This is a genomic window from Pseudomonas sp. FBCC-B1667, assembly GCF_059133255.1.
This window is the reverse complement of sequence record NZ_CP101437.1, coordinates 6,736,315-6,750,448: the sequence shown is the minus strand read 5'-3', so window position 1 is coordinate 6,750,448 and position 14,134 is coordinate 6,736,315. Positions and strand designations below refer to the sequence as shown.

Genomic DNA, 14,134 nt, shown 5'->3' with positions numbered 1-14,134 from the left:
TTCAAGGAGCGTCATTATGATGAGTATCAAAACGGCTTTACCGGTGTTGTTGTCTGGTGCGGTATTCAGTGCCGGCGCGTTTGCGGCGCCGAGCGTTTATCCCACGGGCGTGACCCGTTACGACCCGGCCAAGGCCTTTAATCAGTACGTGATTTTCAGCGGCGCGGACAAGCAGACGCACCTGATCGACATGAACGGCAACGAGGTGAAAACCTGGCCGCAGGCGGGTTTTCCGTCAGCTGTCATCGACCCGAAACTGGTCGGCGGCGAGCGCGGTCACGTGCTGCTGCAACTGAGTGACAAGGACCCCGGCACACTCGGTTCTGCCGGCAACGGTCTGGGCAATCAGAGCGTCGGCGAACTGGACTGGAACGGTAAAGTCGTCTGGCAGTGGGGCGACAAGGCGCCCGGTGGCGCCGCGCAACAGCACCATGATCAGCGCCGCCTGAGCAACGGCAACACCGTGGTGCTGGCGAACAAGGTGCACAAGGTCGAGGGCTTCAAAGTCCCCGAGGTGATCGACGATGCCATCTACGAAGTCAGCGCCAAAGGCGAGGTGAAATGGCAGTGGCTGGCGTCCGAGCATCTGGGTGAATTCGGCTTCACGCCTGAGCAGCTGAAGTTGGTGTACGCCAGCGATAACCCGGACTACCTGCACATCAACAACCTCAGCCTTGTCGGCCCGAACAAGTGGTTCGATGCCGGTGACAAACGCTTCAACCCGGACAACCTGCTGCTCGATTCGCGCAACGCCAACTTCATCGCAATCATCGACAAGCACAGCGGCAAAGTGGTCTGGCGTCTCGGCCCGAATCTGCCGCTGATCGATCCGAAAACCGCGCAGAAACTGCCCCGTCCGGTGGATCAGTTCGTTGGTCAGCATGACGCTCACATCATCCCCGCCGGCCTGCCTGGCGCGGGCAATTTGCTGGTGTTCGATAACCAGGGTTCGGCGGGGTATCCATCGGTCACGCTCGGGTTGATCAGCGGGTCGCGGGTGTTGGAAATCGACCCGGTGAAAAACCAGATGGTGTGGCAGTACAGCGCGGCCAATTCGAAGCAGCCGGGTTGGGCGTTCTACAGCTCCTTCATCAGCAGCGCGCGACGTTTGCCCAATGGCAACACATTGATCGACGAAGGCATGAACGGACGGTTCTTCCAGGTGACGGCGAGCGGTGAAAACGTCTGGGAGTACGTCAGTCCTTACCTCGGCAAAGCGCCGGGCAGCGATGCCATCAGCAACTGGGTCTATCGCGCGTTACCGGTAAGTTACGACTGGGTGCCGCAGGGGACGCCGCGCTCCGAAACGGCGGTGATTGCGCCCGCTGTGAGCAGTCAGCAAGCCAGCGCCAGCCGCTGAAACCTGGCCAAAACCGGCGAGAAACCATGCTTGCGATGAATACTTTGGATGCCGCCAAAGCATGGACTTTTCGCTGCCGCGCCAGAGCCCTTGTACGGCGGGCCCTGGCGAGAAACGGGCGTTTTTTATATTCGTTTTTAGTCTAAACATAACTTTAAAGATTACTTTGAGAGATAAGCGCCTTCGCCAATGATTCATCCATCGACACGTCGTGCGGGGGAATGTCAGGCGCGGCGTTTCGGGTGATCGCAAAGAGACCGCAGGGAGTTAAACAATGGGCAATGTCCAGACCGCTGCCAGCGCACATGAGGTGCTCTGGCGCCAGGCGCCGAGTGGTGAGTTGGTCGACCTCGGCCGGCCGCACCGCGTGCCCTTGGGCCAGCTGCGTTTGCAGCGCACGCCCAAAGGCATTCTGAGTCGACGGGAAGCGATTCTGCTCGGTGTGCTGGCGCTGCTGGTGCATGGCGCGGTGATTTATTGGGTGAATCAGCAGCCGGTGAAAGCGCTGCCGATTGTGCCGCCGGAGATTCCGCCGATGACCATCGAGTTCTCGCGCCCGGCGCCACCCGTGGTCCAGCCACCACCGCCGCAGCCGGTACAACCGGTGGTCGAACCGCCGCCTCCGGTCGAAGACGAACTGGCGGTAAAACCACCGCCACCCAAACCGATTCCAAAGCCCAAGCCTGTCGCCAAACCCGTGCCGAAGCCGGCGCCCAAAGCCGTCGAGCAACCGCCGGCGCCGCCACAACCGGCAGCCCCGGTCGCCGCGCCGCCTGCACCCCCGGCGCCCGCGCCGGTGACACCGGCTTCGGCCAGTGCTGCGTACCTGAAAAATCCGGCGCCGGAATACCCGGCGCTGGCTCAGCGTCGCGGTTGGGAAGGCACGGTGTTGCTGCGCGTGCATGTGCTCGCCAACGGCAAGCCCGGCGAGATCCAGATTCAGAAAAGCAGTGGTCGCGATGCCCTCGACGAAGCCGCGCTGAATGCTGTGAAACGTTGGAGTTTCGTACCGGCCAAGCAGGGTGATGTCGCCCTGGACGGCTGGGTCAGCGTGCCCATCGATTTCAAGATTCATTAATTAGTAATCAACCGACGCTAAGCTCGCGGTGTGTCTGGAATCGCCATCGCGAGCAAGCTCGGCTCCCAAACACGAGGAATTCATCATGACGTTACTGGCATCTCCACTTGAATCCATCGAAAGCGCGGTGATCTGGCTGCTGGTGGTTTTTTCCGTCGCCACATGGGGCCTGGCATTGCTCAAGGGCGTGCAGTTCGGCCGCCTCAAGGCGCAAGACCGTAAATTTCACAAGCAATTCTGGGCCGCGTCGAGTCTGGATTCAGCGGCCGAGTTGAGCGAGACACAGCCCGGCGCAGCGGCCCGAGTGGCACAAGCAGGCTATGCGGCGATACAGGTCGGTGAGGCGCCACAGGCGAATGATTTGAGCCAGGCGATCAACCATCAGGATCGACTGGAGCGTGCGTTGCGACAGCAGATCGTGCGTGAGCGTCGTTCGCTGGAAACCGGTCTGGCCGTGGTCGCGAGTATCGGCAGCACCTCGCCGTTCATTGGTTTGTTCGGCACGGTGTGGGGAATCATGGAAGCGTTGAAAGGCATCAGCGCGGCGGGCTCGGCGAGCCTGGAAACGGTGGCGGGGCCGATTGGTGCGGCCTTGGTGGCGACGGGCGTGGGGATTGCCGTCGCGGTGCCGGCGGTGCTGGTTTACAACTATTTTCTACGCCGTTTGAAACTGACGGCGGCGGACCTGGATGACTTCGCCCATGACTTCTACAGCCTGGCGCAGAAGAGTTCGTTCCGCGTATTGATCCACCCGACGGCGCACAAAGCTGCTACCTCGGGCAACGCGCACAAAGTGAAGGAGGCGTCCTGATATGGCGTTCTCCACGCAAGACAGCGATGAGGTGCTGAGCGAAATCAACGTAACGCCGCTGGTGGACGTGATGCTGGTGCTGCTGGTGGTGTTCATCGTCACCGCGCCGCTGCTGACCAACGCGATTCCGATCAACCTGCCCAAGACCGAAGCCGTAGCCCCGGTGGAGCAGAAAGACCCGTTGGTGGTGAGCATTGACGGCGCCGGCAAGCTGTTTATCAACAAGGATGAAATCCAGGCGGATGTGCTGGAGTTCAAGCTTCAAGCGGCGAAGGCCAAGGACCCGCAAGTGCGCGTGCAATTGCAGGCCGATGACGGGGTGAATTATGGCGAGGTGGCGCGAGCGATGGCATCGATTGAGCGGGCCGGGATTACCAAATTATCGGTGATTACCGCGCGCTGACAGATTTCAGTTTTCCGGGGCCGTCTCCTTGGCAGGGTGCGGCCCTTTTTTTATTCAGCGCCAGAAACACAAATCCTTTGTGTGAGCTTTTATATTCGATACGGGTCTTAATAAATAGCTTCTTATTCCTTAACGAATATAAATCCCCTCCCTATACTCGGTCAGGAACAGACACGCAGCAGGAGAGCTCCCCCATGCGCAACGAATCAATTCGCTACCTGATTGTGCCGGGCTGGCAAGGATCGCCGGAAGATCATTGGCAAAGCCACTGGCAGAACAGCCTGCCGAACAGCGCGCGGGTGGAGCAAGATGACTGGCTGACACCGCGCCGTGAAGATTGGGTAGCGGCATTGGCCGAGGCGATTGCCGCCGATAGCACGCCGGTGATTCTGATCGCTCACAGCCTCGGTTGCATCACCGTCGCCCATTGGGCCGCCGCTGCGCCCGTGCAGTTCTTGCGCCAGGTACGCGGGGCCTTACTGGTCGCGCCAGCGGATGTCGAGCGCCCGGCGTGTGCACCGGCGTTGCGCAACTTCGCACCGATTCCCACCGACCTGTTGCCGTTTCCGAGTCAGGTTGTCAGCTCCGACAACGACAGCGCCGTGAGTGCGCCGCGAGCCCTCGAGCTGGCGCGCAATTGGGGGGCCGAGGCGGGTATTTTGGCGGGGGCCGGGCACATCAATGTGAAGTCCGGCCACCAGCGCTGGGAGCAAGGTTTCGCCTATCTCTATCGCTTGCAGAACCGCATGGAACATCACGCCCTGCGCCGCGCTTGATCCCTTTCTTTTTTTAAACGCCTACCCGTTTCCCGACGGTTTTGGGCGGGAGTCTGTCATGAGCTTCGAACACTTCGGTCAGCCATTGCTGACCTTCCCCGATGCTGAAAAAAGTCCCCTGAGCATCCGCGCCAAGGCGCTGGTGTTTGTCGATCCACGTTCACGGCAATTGCGCCAGGACCTGGAGCAATTGGCCCCGCGTTCGATCTCGGTGCTCATCCGCGGTGAGACCGGTACGGGCAAGGAATTGCTGGCACGCCATATCCATCGCGCCAGTGATCGCGGCGGGTTGTTCGTTTCAGTCAATTGCGGGGCGATCAGTCCGACCTACGCCGATGCTGAATTATTCGGTTATGCCGCCGGCAGTTTCAGCGGTTCTGCCAGCAGCCGCGCCGGGTGGTTCGGTTCGGCCAATGGCGGCACGCTCTATCTGGATGAAATCGGCGATTTGCCATTGCCGATTCAGATCAAATTGCTGTCAGCACTTGAGAATCACGAAGTCACCCGGGTGGGCGCACATCAACCGAGTCCGGTGGATGTGCGTCTGGTCGCCGCCACCAGCATTGATCTGGCCCAGGCAGTGGCCGCCGGAAAATTCCATGAGCGGCTTTATCACTACCTCAGCGAAGGGCAGCTGGAGCTGCCTGCATTACGTGACCGCGTGGGCGATATTTTGCCGTTGGCCGAGTACTTCCTCGGCATCTACAGCCATCGCCTCGACCTGCCGGTGCCGCTGATCAGTGAGGCCGCGCAGTGGGTGCTGGAACGGCACAGTTGGCCGGGCAATACCCGAGAGCTGGAAAACGTCATTCACTTCGCATTGCTGGTGAGCACCGGCGACGAGATTTTGCCGGAGCATCTGAATTTGCTGGAGACGCCCGTATCGCTGGCGCAGATCGAACAGCAAGCGGTTCAACTGATCAAAAACGGCACCGCCACGGAGCGTTCCGCGCTCAAGCGTTTACTGGAAAGCCTGACGCAGACGCTGCAATGATCTTTATGAACAAAATGGAATATGAAAGTGAATAAAAGATATTGTTCGGGAATAAAAAATCCCGGTATTGTCCGCATCACGCCAGCGATAGCACTTCACTGGCACTTGTATTTAGCCGTCGTCGACGACGACCGAGATTTTCGATAAGGACACTGCATGAAAAAGGTTCTGTTGTTCACCGCATTGGCGGCTGCCCTGACTGCTGGCCTGGCCCAGGCTGGCGAGAAACTGGTGGTTGCGGCGACCCCGATTCCACACGCCGAGATTCTGGAATTGATCAAGCCAACCCTCGCCAAAGAAGGCGTGGACCTGGAAATCAAAGTCTTCACCGATTACGTTCAGCCAAACGTACAGGTTGACCAGAAGCGTCTGGACGCCAACTACTTCCAGACCCTGCCGTACCTGAAAAGCTTCAACGAAGGCAAAGGCACCAACCTTGTGACCGTGATCGGCGTACACGTCGAACCGTTCGGCGGCTACTCGAAGAAAGTCAAAACCCTGGCTGAGTTGAAAGATGGCGCGACCATCGCGATCCCGAACGAAGGCAGCAACAGCGGCCGTGCCCTGATCCTGCTGCAGAAGGCTGGCCTGATCGAGCTGAAAGACCCGAAAAACGCACTGGCCACTCCAAAAGACATCGCCAAGAACCCGCACAACTTCAAGTTCAAGGAACTGGAATCGGCCATGCTGCCGCGTGTGCTGGATCAAGTCGACCTGGACATGATCAACACCAACTACGCGCTGGAAGCGGGTCTGAACCCGGCTAAAGACGCGCTGGTGATCGAAGGTGCAGATTCGCCTTACGTGAACTTCCTCGTGGCTCGTCCGGACAACAAGGACAGCGTTGCCATCCAGAAACTGGCCAAGGCTTTGACCAGTCCTGAAGTGAAAGCCTTCATCGAGAAGAAGTACAGCGGCGCAGTTCTGCCGGCGTTCTGATTCGACGCCGCAACAAAACCCTTCAAGGTTTCCAACGCCGACGGCTGATAAAGCGTCGGCGTTTTTGTGCCTGCGTTACCTGTGTCGGGGGCTCTTGTGGCGAGGGGGGTTGGCCCCGTTGGGTCGCAAAGCGGCACCAAAACCTGTTAATGCGTTTTTTCAGGTACATCGCGTTGACGGGTTTACGACGGCTTCGCAGCCGAACGGGGGCAACCCCCCCGCCACAGAGTGCCTGATCTCTCCGAAGCTTCTCAGGCCGCCCCGGCCTTCAATGCCCTGCGCAACGCCACCAATAACTTCACGAAGTCCTGCGGGTCCAGTCGCTCTGGCACTGTTACGTTAGCCATTTTCTCTTCCTTGTGAGGGTTCGGCCGAGGGAGTCTGGCCAAAAGCTGTCGGTCCTTGGAGGGGTATTTCGAAAAAAAGACCCCTCCTACAGCGTAAAGGAAAGTAGTCGTCATCCGTTGCGACAGCAAATCCGCAGATAGTTTTTTGCGTGATATCCGGTATCTGGCTGATCAAAAACCACCCGGACTGCAAACTGCTGAAATTCGAAAAAAACGCCGAATCGCTGCAAGCCCTGGCCAATGGTTGCCGAGCTGGCGAAGCTGAGTGAGGAACACTCGCAGCCGTCTACAACAGGCGTTTTCAGCGCTCGTCATCACCCACTTTTTCTTCATAAGCCGGCTGTGCAAGCTTTGAATCCTGTTCTAAGCTCTCTGTCGTATTGCACATAGAAAAAGGCCAAGGAGTTTGCATGGCGGTCACCGGATTGAAAGTCATCATGGCCTTGAGCGTCGTCACTCTGCTGACGGCGTGCGATAAGAAGGAACCCGTTAAGGAATACTTGCCGAGGGTGTTCATTCAAGTCGTGCAACCGACTGACTACGCGGCCGCGGTTACCCTGACCGGGGATATTCAGGCCCGGGTCCAGACCGAGCTGTCGTTTCGCGTGGGCGGCAAGATCATCCAGCGTTCGGTGGATGTCGGTGACCGGGTGACGGCCAAGCAAGTGCTGGCCCGCCTCGATCCCAAGGATTTGCAGACCAGTGTCGATTCGGCGCAGGCCCAAGTGGTTGCCCAGCAGGCGCTGGTCAAACAGAACGCCGCGGCGTTCGTGCGCCAGGAAAAACTCCTGCCCAAGGGCTACACCAGCCAGAGCGAATACGACGCGGCGCAGGCGGCGTTGCGCAGCAGTCAGAGCGCCTTGAGCGCGGCCCAGGCGCAGCTGGCCAACGCCCGCGATCAACTGAGCTACACCGCACTGATTGCCGATGCCCCGGGCATCATTACCGCGCGTCAGGCCGAAGTCGGCCAGGTGGTGCAGGCGACGATGCCGGTGTTCAGGCTGGCCCGCGATGGCGATCGGGACGCGGTCTTCAACGTCTATGAAGCGCTGCTGGCCGAGAAGCCAACGGATGACACCATTGTCCTCAGCCTGCTCGACAACCCCGAGATCAAAACCACCGGCAAAGTGCGCGAAGTGACCCCGGCGGTGTCCGCCCAGTCCGGCACCGTGCAGGTCAAGGTGGGTCTGGACAGTCTGCCGCAGGGCATGCAGCTGGGGTCGGTGGTGAGCGCTACGGCCAAGGGCGCGGGCAAGTCTTCGGTTGAATTGCCATGGTCGGCCCTGACCAAAAACATCAGTGAACCGGCCGTCTGGCTGATCGATGACAAGGGTCAGGCCCAGTTGCATTCGGTCACGGTCGGTCGCTACCTGACGGGCAAAGTCATCATCAGCAAAGGGCTCACCGGCGGGGAGAAAGTCGTGATCGCCGGTGGGCAATTGCTGCACCCGGGCATGGAAGTCGAGATTGCCGAAAATACTTACAAGGATCTGGGTGGGGGAGCCAAGCCATGAAGCCTTTATGGGCGTTGTCCATCGGGCTGGTGCTGAGCGCCTGCTCAAAGAACGAGCCACCGCCGGAGCCGGTACGCCCGGTGTTGTCGGTCAAGGTCCAGGCCTTGAAAGAAGAGGATCTGGGCCGATTTGCCGGCAGCATTCAGGCACGCTACGAAAGCAATACCGGCTTTCGCGTGGCGGGGCGCATCGCCAGTCGTAACGTTGATGTCGGGACCGAGGTGACCAAGGATACGCTGCTGGCCACCCTTGACCCTTCCGACCAGCAAAACCAATTGCGCTCAGCCCAAGGGGATCTGGCGAAAATCCAGGCGCAGCTGATCAATGCGCAAGCCAACGCACAGCGTCAGCAGTCGTTATTTGATCGCGGGGTTGGCGCGCAGGCGCAACTGGACGATGCCCTGACTCAGTTGAAAACGACCCAGGCGTCTCTCGATCAGGCCCAGGCAGCGGTCAGCCAGAGCAAGGATCAACTTGGCTACACCGAATTGCGCTCCGACCATAAAGCCGTGGTCACCGCTTGGAACGCCGAGGCCGGTCAAGTGGTCACCGCTGGCCAGCAAGTTGTGACGCTGGCACAACCGGACATCAAGGAAGCGGTGATCGACCTGCCCGACACGCTGGTCGATCAACTGCCCGATGACGTGGTGTTTCAGGTCGCCGCCCAACTCGACCCGAACACCAACACCACCGCGACCATCCGCGAAATCGAGCCTCAGGCACAGAGCGCCACGCGCACCCGCCGTGCGCGCCTGACCCTCGCTGAAACGCTGCCTGGCTTTCGTTTGGGCACGGCGATCAGCGTCACCCTGAGTTCGGCGATCAAGCCGCGCATCGAACTGCCACTTACCTCGCTGCAAGAGGTCGACGGAAAACCCCGCATCTGGGTCCTCGATACACAGAGCAAGACCGTTGCGCCCAGGGACGTCAAGGTCATCAGCCGCACCGGCAGCACTGTGGTGCTGGCCGGTGGCGTCAAAAACGGCGAGCGCGTCATCACGGCCGGCGTAAACAGCCTCAAACCGGGGCAACCAGTGAAATTTGACGAGGACAGTCAATGAAAGGGCCTTTCAACCTCTCCGAATGGGCCCTCAAGCATCAGTCGTTCGTCTGGTACCTGATGTTCGTCGCGTTGCTGATGGGGGTGTTCTCGTATTACAACTTGGGGCGCGAAGAAGACCCTTCGTTCACCATCAAGACCATGGTGATCCAGAGCAAATGGCCGGGGGCAACGCAAGAGGAAACCCTCAAGCAAATCACCGACCGCATCGAGAAAAAGCTCGAAGAGCTGGATTCCCTCGACTACGTGAAAAGCTATACGCGGCCCGGGGAATCCACGGTCTACGTGTACCTGCGCGACACCACCAGTGCCAAGGACATCCCGGAAATCTGGTACCAGGTGCGCAAGAAGATCAACGACATTCGCGGCCAGTTCCCCAAAGGCATGCAAGGCCCCGGGTTCAACGACGAGTTCGGTGACGTCTTCGGTTCGATCTACGCTTTCACCGCCGATGGCCTGACCATGCGCCAGTTGCGTGACTACGTGGAACAGGCCCGCGCCGAGATTCGCGGGGTGCCGGGGCTGGGCAAGGTCGAGATGGTCGGCCAGCAGGACGAAGTGCTGTACCTGAATTTCTCCACGCGCAAACTGGCGGCGCTGGGCATTGATCAGCGCCAAGTGGTGCAGAGCCTGCAATCGCAGAACGCCGTGACCCCGGCGGGGGTGATCGAGGCCGGGCCGGAAAGGATTTCAGTGCGGACCTCAGGGCAGTTTGCCTCGGAGAAAGACCTCGCCGAGGTCAATCTCAAACTCAACGACCGCTTCTATCGGTTGGCCGACATCGCCGACATCAGTCGCGGCTACGTCGATCCGGCGTCCCCGGAATTTCGCTTCAACGGCCAACCAGCCATCGGCTTGGCGATTGCCATGCAGAAGGGCGGCAACGTCCAGGCATTCGGTAAGGCCTTGCATGAGCGGATCACCCAACTGACCGCCAACCTGCCGGTGGGCGTCGGCGTGCACAACGTCTCCGATCAGGCGGTGGTGGTGGAAGAGGCCGTCGGCGGTTTTACCAGCGCGCTGTTCGAGGCGGTGATCATCGTGCTGGTGGTCAGCTTCATCAGCCTCGGCGTGCGTGCCGGGCTGGTGGTGGCGTGCTCGATCCCGTTGGTGCTGGCGATGGTGTTTGTGTACATGGAGTACAGCGGCATCACCATGCAGCGGATCTCCCTTGGCGCACTGATCATTGCCCTCGGCCTGTTGGTGGACGACGCGATGATCACCGTGGAGATGATGGTCACGCGCCTGGAAATGGGCGAGACCAAGGAGCAGGCAGCCACGTTCGCCTACACTTCCACCGCGTTCCCGATGCTGACGGGTACGCTGGTGACGGTGGCGGGTTTTGTGCCGATCGGCCTGAACGCCAGCTCTGCCGGTGAGTACACCTACACCCTGTTTGCGGTGATTGCCTGTGCCATGTTGGTGTCGTGGGTGGTGGCGGTGCTGTTTGCGCCGGTGATTGGCGTGCACATCCTCAGCACCAACGTCAAACCACACACCGGCGAGCCCGGGCGGGTTGGCAAAGCCTTCAATGGCGGTTTGCTGTGGTGTATGCGCAATCGCTGGTGGGCCATCGGCATCACCGTGCTGTGTTTCGCGTTGTCGATCTACTGCATGCGCTTCGTGCAGAACCAGTTTTTTCCGTCTTCGGATCGTCCGGAAATCCTGGTGGACCTGAACCTGCCGCAAAACGCCTCGATCGATGAAACCCGCAAAGCGGTGGATCGCCTCGAAGCCGAGCTCAAAGACGACCCGGACATCGTGCGCTGGAGCACCTACATCGGCCAGGGCGCGATCCGCTTCTACCTGCCGCTGGACCAACAACTGCAAAACCCGTACTACGCGCAGTTGGTGATCGTCAGCAAGGGCAAAACCCGCGAAGCCTTGAGCCAGCGGATTCGCGACATCCTGCGCAAGGACTTCGTCGGTATTGGCGGTTACGTCCAGGCCCTGGAAATGGGCCCGCCGGTGGGCCGTCCGATCCAGTACCGGCTCAGTGGCAAAGACATCGACCAGGTCCGCCGACACGCCATCGACCTGGCCACCGAACTGGACAAGAACCCGCACATCGGCGAGATCATTTACGACTGGAACGAGCCGGGCAAAGTGCTGCGCATCGACATCGCCCAGGACAAGGCACGCCAGCTGGGGTTGTCCTCCGAAAATGTCGCCGAGCTGATGAACGGCATTGTCAGCGGCACTGCGGTGACCCAGGTCGATGACGATATCTACCTGATCAACGTGGTCGGCCGTGCGGTGGATTCCGAACGCGGTACCCCGGAAACCCTGCAAAACCTGCAAATCGTCTCGCCCAATGGCACGTCGATTCCGTTGTTGGCATTTGCAACCGTGCGATACGAGCTCGAGCAGCCACTGGTGTGGCGTCGCGACCGTCTACCGACCATCACCATCAAGGCCGCGGTGCGTGACGAGATTCAACCGACGGACCTGGTGCGCCTGCTGAAACCGACTATCGACGCCTTCGCTGCCACGTTGCCGGCGGGTTACAAAGTCGCCACGGGCGGTACGGTGGAAGAGAGCGGCAAGGCCCAGGGGCCGATTGCCAAGGTCGTGCCGTTGATGCTGTTCTTGATGGCGACCTTCCTGATGATCCAGTTGCACAGCGTGCAGAAGATGTTCCTGGTGGCCAGCGTCGCGCCGTTGGGCCTGATCGGCGTGGTGATCGCGCTGGTGCCGACGGGCACGCCGATGGGCTTCGTCGCTATCCTCGGGATCCTGGCGCTGATCGGCATCATCATTCGTAACTCGGTGATTCTGGTGACCCAGATCGATGAATACGAGAAGAAGGGTTATGCACCGTGGGACGCGGTGGTCCAGGCCACCGAGCACCGACGCCGGCCAATCTTGCTGACGGCGGCAGCGGCGAGCCTGGGGATGATCCCGATTGCCCGGGAAGTGTTCTGGGGGCCGATGGCCTACGCGATGATTGGCGGGATCATCATCGCCACCTTGCTGACGCTGCTGTTTTTGCCGGCGCTGTATGTGGCCTGGTACAAGATTCGCGAACCGAAGAAAGAGGCGGCTTGAAAAATCGAGCGCTTCGCGCTCTTTTCGCGAGCAGGCTCGCTCTCACTTCGGATCTGTGGCGTTCACAAATCCCCTGGGGGAGCGGCGGTGCGACGATTCGACGTGCCCGCGAAGGCTTCCGACCTGACTACACAGGCCTACGCCAGACACTCGCCAACCAAGGCTGCTGCTCCCGCGGCAGCCCCGATGGCCGGTAGTAATGCTCCAACTCCACAAAACCCGCCTCGGTCAGCAGTTGCTGCCACGCCGCAAGATCGTGATAAGCCCCATACCGCGGCCCATTCCAGCCTTCCTGATTCTCCCCACGAGGATTGGAGCTGAACAATACCCCACCCGGTTTCAACGCCCCCCGCAATTGCTTCAACACCCGAGGCAGTTCCTGACGGGGGATGTGAAACAGCACCGCATTGGCAAAAATCCCGTCGAAGCGCTCGGCCGGTAAATCCAGCTTCAAAAAGTCCTGCTGCCAGACCTCGCAACCGCTGTCCTCACGCGCCATCTGCGCAAACTTTTCCGACCCGTCGAGGCCGACGGCCGTATGGCCCATGCGCGTGAAGGTTTGCAGATCGCGGCCAGGACCGCAGCCGAAATCAAGAATGTCGAACGGGGCCTGGCCCTGAATGTGCCGCAACAGGGCATCGATGTTCTGGCTGACATCGTGGTCACGAGTGCCTTCGCGAAAACCTTCGGCCACCGAGTTGTAATGGCTCAGGGTGGTGGCGGTGATCTGCTGGAGGTCGTCGGGGGTCTGTTTCATGAGGGGCTGCGCAGGCAATTGGGGTTTGCCGAATATACGCCATCAAACCCGGAGCTGCTTCGCAGCGATTCGCGAGCAAGCCCACACATTTAACCGCGTCGGACTCAAATGTTGTGTCCACCAAAGATCAAATGTGGGACCGGGCATGCTCGCGAAAGCGGTATGACTGAAAACCAATAACTCAGCCCTGCTTCATCCCCAGGCAATCAATCGAGCGATCAACCATGGCTTTGGCAATCTCCAGCAAATGCCAGACCGAAAACACCATGGCCCGGTCTGCCCCTTTGAGGTGATCGCCACACTGATACGCCGTCACCGAAGCGCAGCGCAGCAGGTCTGCGACATAGAGCTGGGTGTCTTCAAAACTCACGTCTTCGCTGACGTTGTAGAACCGCAGTTCGTCGGGCGCTGAGGGTTGATTGCCAGTGAGATAGAAATCGATGGCACGGTAGAGCGCTGATCGATCCCTGAGCGGGTCTTCAGTGCCGGTTTCGTTGGGCGAGGTTTCGGGAGGTGGATCGGGTACAGATCTTTTCATTGGTAAAACTCCGATGTAGTTGGAGCCAACCGATTTCGCGACTAAACGAATAGGGGGTGGCGGCTGCACGCAGGTTAGTCGACCGGACACCGGGAACCGGCGCACCCGAAGGTGCCCTGCGCACAGCCACCATAGATTTCAGGTAATAAAAAACACCTGAATATTGGTAGCGCTATGCGCCCGGTCCGGGCGACTAAACCCGATCACTGATGAGCAGTGACGGACCGAGACTAGCCACCGAATTGGGCAGGCGCAAGCGAGCGGAATGATCTAGGAAATGTCCTGCAAAGGAAAGGGAACGGACCTTCGGAACCTCTGATTTTTCTGTGCGAAAACTTCCCTTCTGGAGTGAGTAATTACCTGTAGTTGCGGTGCTTTTTTAGCGAGGGGGAGAACTGACCTCGGTATCACTTTTGAATGCCCATCTCGTTCATTGATGCACCCGTTTGCAAAGAGGAAAGGTCTGGCTGTATTCGAAGACTTTTCTTACATTAATCCGTTCCCCCCGT

At 59.6% G+C, this 14,134-nt stretch carries 12 protein-coding genes; 10 read left to right on the top strand and 2 right to left on the bottom strand.

The window, feature by feature from the left end; all coding sequences use genetic code 11:
• Nucleotides 1–16: 16 nt before the first annotated feature.
• The 10 genes from NL116_RS31170 (at nucleotide 17) to NL116_RS31125 (ending at nucleotide 12,330) form a co-directional block, all read left to right on the top strand.
• Nucleotides 17–1,360: an aryl-sulfate sulfotransferase gene (locus NL116_RS31170; protein WP_494375389.1), complete on the top strand. Its 1,344-nt coding sequence runs from the start codon at nucleotides 17–19 to the stop codon at nucleotides 1,358–1,360.
• A gap of 274 nt (nucleotides 1,361–1,634) precedes the next feature.
• The gene (locus NL116_RS31165) at nucleotides 1,635–2,438 is read left to right on the top strand and encodes an energy transducer TonB (protein ID WP_494375388.1); all 804 of its coding nucleotides are present in this window, start codon (nucleotides 1,635–1,637) and stop codon (nucleotides 2,436–2,438) included.
• An 85-nt stretch (nucleotides 2,439–2,523) separates the two neighbouring features.
• Entirely contained in the window at nucleotides 2,524–3,249 is a 726-nt protein-coding gene (locus NL116_RS31160) for a MotA/TolQ/ExbB proton channel family protein (protein ID WP_494375387.1), read from the top strand.
• A gap of 1 nt (nucleotide 3,250) precedes the next feature.
• Complete coding sequence (locus tag NL116_RS31155; protein WP_494375386.1) at nucleotides 3,251–3,652, top strand: ExbD/TolR family protein; 402 nt, start codon at nucleotides 3,251–3,253, stop codon at nucleotides 3,650–3,652.
• Nucleotides 3,653–3,846: 194 nt separating this feature from the next.
• On the top strand, nucleotides 3,847–4,428 hold the full coding sequence (locus tag NL116_RS31150) for an alpha/beta hydrolase (RefSeq protein WP_494375385.1): 582 nt from the start codon (nucleotides 3,847–3,849) through the stop codon (nucleotides 4,426–4,428).
• A 58-nt stretch (nucleotides 4,429–4,486) separates the two neighbouring features.
• Nucleotides 4,487–5,422: a sigma 54-interacting transcriptional regulator gene (locus NL116_RS31145; protein ID WP_494375384.1), complete on the top strand. Its 936-nt coding sequence runs from the start codon at nucleotides 4,487–4,489 to the stop codon at nucleotides 5,420–5,422.
• 156 nt (nucleotides 5,423–5,578) lie between these two features.
• Complete coding sequence (locus NL116_RS31140; RefSeq protein WP_027922262.1) at nucleotides 5,579–6,361, top strand: MetQ/NlpA family ABC transporter substrate-binding protein; 783 nt, start codon at nucleotides 5,579–5,581, stop codon at nucleotides 6,359–6,361.
• A 757-nt stretch (nucleotides 6,362–7,118) separates the two neighbouring features.
• Entirely contained in the window at nucleotides 7,119–8,222 is a 1,104-nt protein-coding gene (locus NL116_RS31135) for an efflux RND transporter periplasmic adaptor subunit (RefSeq protein ID WP_494375383.1), read from the top strand.
• Nucleotides 8,219–9,283: an efflux RND transporter periplasmic adaptor subunit gene (locus NL116_RS31130; protein WP_494375382.1), complete on the top strand. Its 1,065-nt coding sequence runs from the start codon at nucleotides 8,219–8,221 to the stop codon at nucleotides 9,281–9,283. The genes NL116_RS31135 and NL116_RS31130 overlap by 4 nt, the downstream gene beginning before the upstream one ends.
• Entirely contained in the window at nucleotides 9,280–12,330 is a 3,051-nt protein-coding gene (locus NL116_RS31125) for an efflux RND transporter permease subunit (protein WP_494375381.1), read from the top strand. Before NL116_RS31130 ends, NL116_RS31125 begins: the two co-directional genes overlap by 4 nt.
• Before the next feature lie 127 nt (nucleotides 12,331–12,457).
• On the opposite strand, the gene NL116_RS31120 is transcribed toward NL116_RS31125, so the two are convergent.
• Both NL116_RS31120 and NL116_RS31115 read right to left on the bottom strand, forming a co-directional pair.
• Nucleotides 12,458–13,087, bottom strand: coding sequence for a class I SAM-dependent methyltransferase (locus NL116_RS31120; RefSeq protein WP_494375380.1), 630 nt, complete (start codon nucleotides 13,085–13,087; stop codon nucleotides 12,458–12,460).
• Between the two features lie 181 nt (nucleotides 13,088–13,268).
• Nucleotides 13,269–13,625, bottom strand: a complete 357-nt coding sequence (locus tag NL116_RS31115) for a DUF6124 family protein (RefSeq protein WP_494375379.1) — start codon at nucleotides 13,623–13,625, stop codon at nucleotides 13,269–13,271.
• Nucleotides 13,626–14,134 lie beyond the last annotated feature (509 nt).